Genomic DNA, 5,966 nt, shown 5'->3' on the forward strand with positions numbered 1-5,966 from the left:
TTTGGTTGTTTGCTGAACCAGCGTACACCCGCTAAATCTGTGGGAGCGGGCTTGCCCGCGATTGGGCCATTTCATTCAGCGAAGATGTTGGATGTGCCGCCGCCATCGCGAGCAGGCTCGCTCCCACAGGGGTATCGCGCAATGTTGACGTTGTTCAGTGCTTTCGCAACCACTCAATAAACAACGCAAACAACTCCGACTGCGACCCCACTTCCAGCTTCAAATACAGATTCTTGCGATGCATGCGCACCGTCTCCGGGGAGATGTTCATTTGGCTGGCGGTGGATTTGACGGAGTGGCCACGCAGCACCATGTGCGCCACTTCCCTTTCGCGTTCGGTGAGCAAGTCGGCGCCGAATTGCTCGAACGCCGATTGCACCCGATGCTTGAGGTCGTCGCGCAGGTTCTGTTCGCTGTCGCACTGGATCGCGCTGTTGCGCAGCATGCCGCGGTGGCTGAATTCGCTGACGAATTCGCGCACCAGCGGTTCCACGGCCCGCAGCAGGTTCAGGTGTTCGACCCGCAGGCATTCACCGCCGAAACCCTGGTACAGGCTGACGGAGATCTTGGTGTCATTGCCGGTGTCGACGATGTAGTAGCTGTCTTCCGAACAGCCCGCGTTGAGGTAGTAGGTCTTGTAGTAATCACTGTCGAAGAAGTTGTCCGGAGCGATTTCCTCCAGGTGGTAGAAGCCTTGCGCCAGGCCCTGCTCCACCGCCAGGCAGAACGGGTCGAGCAGATAGCCGCCGGAAAAATAGCGTTCCAGAATCGACACCTGATACTCCTGGGCGATTCCGCGCTGATGCAGCAACTGCGGCGGGCGGTCCTTGCGTTCCAGGCTGATCATCATCGATTCGATGGACACCAGCTGGGCCAGCGCCGACGCGAGGTATTGCAGGGCGTCGGGCTCGTCGATATGGGCGAATGCCTCGCGCATTCCCCCATGCCATTTGTGCAATGCCCCGAAGGGCATCGCGATCAGCGTATCGTCGTCGGGTTTGTTCATGCCCCGCAGCATAGCGGGAGAACGGGCCCTGGGTAAAAGCCTGACGGATGAAGTCATTGGCCGGCGTACTGGCCGCTCGCCTGAAGCTCGGCCGCCACTTCCAGGATGCACTCGCGCAGGATCTCGACGATCTCGTCCACCTGTGCATACGTCAGGATCAGCGGCGGCGACATCACGTTCAGGTGCATGATCGGCCGCACCAACAAGCCCCGGGCCTGGGCGCGGGAGTGGATCTTCTCGCCGATGTTGATCGCATCGTCGAACAGCGCCTTGGTGCGCTTGTCGGCCACGAACTCCACGCAGGCCATCAGTTTCAGACAGCGCACGTCGCCCACCAACGGCAGGTCGCGCAAGGTCCCCAGACGCTGTTCCAGATAGCCGCCGACATCATCGACATGGGCCAGCAGGTTTTCCCGCTCGATGATCTCGATGTTCTTCAGCGCCGCGGTGCAGCACACCGGATGGCCGCTGTAGGTGAAGCCGTGGGTGAAGCAGCGCCCGGTGCCCGGCTCGGCGATGACCTTCCAGATGCGGTCGGAAAAGATGCACGCGCCCAGCGGCAGATAGGCCGAGGTCAGGCCCTTGGCGGTGGTGATGATGTCCGGCTGCACGTCGAACACGTCCTTGGAGGCGAAGAACTTGCCCAGGCGCCCGAACGAGGTCACCACTTCGTCGGCGACGAACAGGATGTCGTAGCGCTGGCAGACTTCCCACATGCGCTTGAGGTAGCCCTTGGGCGGAATGATCACCCCGCCCGAGCCCATCACCGGCTCAGCGAAGAAGCCGGCGACCTTGTCTGCGCCAATCGACAAAATCTTGTCTTCGAATTCCTTGACCAGAAACTCGAGGAACTGCGCCTCGTCCATGCCCTCCGGCGCCCGGTACGGGTTGGGGTTGGAGACGTGGTGGATCAGCGGGTTGACGTAATCGAATTCCGGCACCCGGTCGGCGGCCTTGTTGCCGATCGACATGGTCAGAGTGGTGGAGCCGTGATAGGCGTTGAAGCGCGCGATGATGTGCTTCTTCTCGGTCTTGCCGCGGCAGTTCTGGTAGTACTGGATCAGGCGGTAGGCGGTGTCGACCGCGGTAGAGCCACCGGTGGTCAGGAACACATGGTCGAGATCGCCGGGAGCCAGGCTGGCGAGTTTTTCGCAGAGCTGGATCGCCACGTTGTTCGACATGTCGGAAAACGGGTTCGAATAGGCCAGCTGCCGCACCTGATCGGCGATGGCTTCGGCCATCTCTTCGCGACCCAGGCCGATGTTGGTGCACCACATGCCGCCCACGGCATCGAGGAAGCGGTTGCCCTCGGTGTCGGTAATGTACGCGCCGTCGCCGGCAACGATGTTCAGCGAACCCTGTTCGGCGTGCTCGTCGAACATGTGGTAGCCGTGCATGTGGTGGGCCTTGTCGGCCTTGACCAGGGCGGCTGCTTCAGCCTTGGAGAACACTTTACTGACGGGGGTAGCCTTGATTGGAGTCGCCATACAAAAACCTCAAACTGAACAAATTGACGATCAGATCCCGCTCTTCACCGTGCTCCAGACCCGCGTGATGGCGCGCATGTCTTTGGCGTCCTGGGTCTTTTGCGGGAACAGTCGCTGACGAACTTCTTCATCGGGATAAATCGCCGGGTTATCACGCACGCTGGCGTTAAGCAGTGGCGTTGCGGCCGCGTTGCTGTTGGCGTAGTTGATGTAATCGCTGACATCGGCCATTACCTGCGGCTGCATCAGGTACTCGAGAAACTTGTGGGCGTTGGCCACGTGCGGCGCGTCGGTCGGGATGTACATGTTGTCGAACCAGATCAGCGAGCCTTCCTTGGGAATGAAGTAGGCCAGGTTGATCTGCTTCTTCGCTTCCTCGGCGCGGGCCATCGCGGTGGCGTAGTCGCCGGACCAGGTCATGGCCATGCAGACATCGCCATTGGGCAGGCTGGTCAGGTAGTTGACCGAGTCGAATTTGCGGATGTACGGGCGCACCGACAGCAGCACGTCCTGGGCGGCCTTGAGGTCTTCCGGCTTGGCGCTGCGCGGGTCTCGGCCCAGGTATTTCAGGGCCAGCGGAATCACTTCGGTCGGCGCATCCAGCAGGGTCACGCCGCAGTCGGCGAAGCGCGAGACGATCTTCGGATCGAAGATCATCGCCAGCGAGCCGATCGGCGCGTCGGGCATACGCTCCTTGATCTTGTCGACGTTGTAGGTCACGCCGTTGCTGCCCCAGGTGTAGGGCGCTGAATAGGTGGTGCCCGGGTCGAAGCCCTGCAGGTCGTTGATGACTTTCGGGTCGAGGTTGCTCCAGCTCGGCAGCAGCTTCTTGTCCAGCGGCTGGAACACCTTGGCCTTGATCAGCGGCGGCGCAAGCGAGGCGTTCAGGACGATCAGGTCGTAGCCGGAGTGGCCGGTGAGCAGTTTGGCCTGGACCGTTTCGTAGGCATCGAAGGTGTCATAAATGACTTTGATGCCCGTCTCTTTTTCAAAGTTGGCGAGGGTCTTTTCGCCGATGTAATCCGCCCAGTTGTACAACCTGAGGGTGTTGGCGTCGTTCTCTTGCGCGGCGTAAGCGTTCAGGGTCAGCGGTACAACGAACAGACTGGAAATCACCTTAAGCAGTGTCTTGCCCATAGCAAATGCACCTTATTCAGCGAGTTCGGCTCTGGATGAGCGGATGTCCCTACTATTGGGCGATTCAGGCAAACGGACCATACCCCGAATGGGTGTGTACGCCGTTTTGCCCCGGAACATGGCAAAAAGCATCAACCCGGTTGACCCGTTTTGTCATAGCAGCGGGGTTTGCCTGACGCTTAAAGTGGCCGCCAAACCGACTCTGCAGGCGCCTTCGATGACCGACCTGATAAAACGACAACTGAGCGATGGCGTGCTGACGCTGACCATCGACCGTCCGGACAAGCTCAACGCCCTGACCAATGCGATGTACACGCGCCTGGCCGATGAGCTGTTTGCCGCTGACGAGAACGCCGAGGTGCGGGTGATCATCCTCACCGGCGGTCCGAATTGCTTTACCAGCGGCAACGACCTGGTGGACTTCCTGCAAGAGCCGCCGACCCACCTGGACAGCCCGGCCTTTCGCCTGATGCGCGCCGTGACCCACCTGCAGAAACCGTTGATAGCTGCGGTGTGCGGTGCGGCCATCGGTATCGGCACCACCCTGCTGCTGCATTGCGATCAGGTGCTGGTGACCCGTAACGCCAAACTGCGCATGCCATTCGTCAATCTCGGCCTGTGCCCGGAATTCGGCGCGAGCCTATTGTTGCCGCGCCTCCTCGGTCAGGCCCGTGCCGCGCGCCTGTTGCTGTTGGGCGAAGGTTTCAGCGGTGCCGATGCGCTGGACTGGGGCCTGGCCAACGAAGCCTTCGATGATGGCGAGCAATGCCTGGCGGGCGCGAAGAAAGTCGCCCAGCGCTTCCTGGTCATGCCCCAGGAATCCCTGCGCCAGTCCCGGCAATTGATGAAGCAGCCCGGCATGGCCGAACTGCAAGCCACCCTGCGCGAAGAAAACCAATTGTTCATTCAGCGCCTGAACAGCACCGAAGCCAAAACCGCCTTGAACGCACTGCTCAATCGCAGTACAGATAAGTAAATCCCGAAAGGAAACCTGCCATGAACACCCCGGAAATCTACGTCGTCAGCGCCGCCCGTACCGCCATCGGTTCCTTCGGCGGCTCGCTCAAAGACGTGCCGCCGGTCGACCTCGCGACCACCGCGATCAAGGCCGCCCTGCAAAAGGCTGCCGTGGACCCGGCGCTCGTCGGCCATCTGGTGATGGGCAACGTGATCCCGACCGAAACCCGCGATGCCTACCTGTCTCGCGTGGCCGCGATGAACGCCGGCATTCCGAAGGAAACCCCGGCCTATAACGTCAACCGCCTGTGCGGTTCGGGCCTGCAGGCGATCGTCAGCGCAGCGCAGACCCTGCTGCTGGGCGACGCCGAAATCGCCATCGGCGCCGGTGCCGAGTCCATGAGCCGTGGCCCGTACCTGATGCCGGCCGCCCGTTGGGGTGCGCGCATGGGCAACATCCAGGCCATCGACTACATGCTGGGCATCCTGCATGACCCGTTCCAGTCCATCCACATGGGCATCACTGCCGAGAACGTGGCCGAGCGCAACGGTATCACCCGCGAGATGCAGGACGCCCTGGCCCTGGAAGACCAGAAGCGCGCGGCCCACGCCATTGCCAACGGCTACTTCAACGAGCAAATCGCTGCCGTCGAGATCCGTGATCGCAAGGAAACCAAGCTGTTCAGCGTCGACGAGCACCCGCGTGCCACCTCGCTGGAACAATTGGCTGCCATGAAGCCGGCGTTCAAGAAGGACGGTTCGGTCACCGCCGGCAACGCCTCGGGCCTGAACGACGGCGCCGCCGCGATCGTCATGGCCACCGCCAGCGCAGTACAGGTCAACAACCTCAAGCCGATGGCGCGTCTGGTCAGCTACGCCCACGCCGGTGTCGAGCCGGAATTGATGGGCCTGGGCCCGATCCCGGCCACCCGCCTGGCCCTCAAGCGCGCCGGCCTGACCGTCGCCGACCTGGACGTGATCGAAGCCAACATCGCCTTCGCCGCGCAAGCCTGCGCGGTCAGCCAGGAACTGGATCTGGACCCGGCCAAGGTCAACCCGAACGGCTCCGGCATTGCCCTGGGTCACCCGGTGGGTGCGACCGGCACCATCATCGCTACCAAGGCGATTCATGAATTGCATCGCACCGGCGGGCGTTATGCGCTGGTGACCATGTGCATTGGTGGTGGTCAGGGGATTGCGGCGATTTTCGAACGCGTTTAAGCCTGGAAAGCCATGGGCCTGTGCGATTTGGCAGGCTCATGGATTCTTATGACCAATCAGGCCCATGTAGCAGCTGGCGAAGCCTGCGTCCGGCTGCGCAGCAGTCGCAAAACCTGTGCGCCAGATCTGTCTGATAGACCGAGTTCTCCGGATTCACG

General features: G+C 61.5%; 5 protein-coding genes. 2 read left to right on the top strand and 3 right to left on the bottom strand.

Annotation, left to right across the window (positions count from 1 at the left end):
* Positions 1 to 154: 154 nt before the first annotated feature.
* From ACW9JE_RS27895 to ACW9JE_RS27905, 3 genes are read right to left on the bottom strand one after another with little or no spacing between them, the layout of a single operon-like run.
* On the bottom strand, positions 155 to 1,063 hold the full coding sequence (locus ACW9JE_RS27895) for a helix-turn-helix domain-containing protein (RefSeq protein WP_457434585.1): 909 nt from the start codon (positions 1,061 to 1,063) through the stop codon (positions 155 to 157).
* A complete protein-coding gene (locus ACW9JE_RS27900) occupies positions 1,060 to 2,493 on the bottom strand; it encodes an aminotransferase (protein WP_457434586.1) in 1,434 nt (477 codons plus the stop codon). Before ACW9JE_RS27900 ends, ACW9JE_RS27895 begins: the two co-directional genes overlap by 4 nt.
* A 30-nt stretch (positions 2,494 to 2,523) precedes the next feature.
* The gene (locus ACW9JE_RS27905; RefSeq protein ID WP_224537680.1) at positions 2,524 to 3,630 is read right to left on the bottom strand and encodes a polyamine ABC transporter substrate-binding protein; all 1,107 of its coding nucleotides are present in this window, start codon (positions 3,628 to 3,630) and stop codon (positions 2,524 to 2,526) included.
* Between the two features lie 217 nt (positions 3,631 to 3,847).
* Here ACW9JE_RS27905 and ACW9JE_RS27910 point away from each other — a divergent pair, with 217 nt between their 5' ends.
* Positions 3,848 to 4,606 (top strand): enoyl-CoA hydratase, encoded by a 759-nt coding sequence (locus ACW9JE_RS27910; RefSeq protein WP_457434587.1) that lies wholly within the window; start codon positions 3,848 to 3,850, stop codon positions 4,604 to 4,606.
* Between the two features lie 20 nt (positions 4,607 to 4,626).
* Positions 4,627 to 5,808, top strand: coding sequence for an acetyl-CoA C-acyltransferase family protein (locus tag ACW9JE_RS27915; protein WP_457434588.1), 1,182 nt, complete (start codon positions 4,627 to 4,629; stop codon positions 5,806 to 5,808).
* Positions 5,809 to 5,966 lie beyond the last annotated feature (158 nt).

It is taken from the genome of Pseudomonas sp. SDO55104_S430 (genome assembly GCF_054070595.1).

What these genes read in the sequence shown, in the direction of transcription:
- ACW9JE_RS27895 (WP_457434585.1), bottom strand. Translation starts at nt 1,063, where the DNA reads ATGACTTCATCCGTCAGGCTTTTACCCAGGGCCCGTTCTCCCGCTATG.
- ACW9JE_RS27900 (WP_457434586.1), bottom strand. Translation starts at nt 2,493, where the DNA reads ATGGCGACTCCAATCAAGGCTACCCCCGTCAGTAAAGTGTTCTCCAAG.
- ACW9JE_RS27905 (WP_224537680.1), bottom strand. Translation starts at nt 3,630, where the DNA reads ATGGGCAAGACACTGCTTAAGGTGATTTCCAGTCTGTTCGTTGTACCG.
- ACW9JE_RS27910 (WP_457434587.1), top strand. Translation starts at nt 3,848, where the DNA reads ATGACCGACCTGATAAAACGACAACTGAGCGATGGCGTGCTGACGCTG.
- ACW9JE_RS27915 (WP_457434588.1), top strand. Translation starts at nt 4,627, where the DNA reads ATGAACACCCCGGAAATCTACGTCGTCAGCGCCGCCCGTACCGCCATC.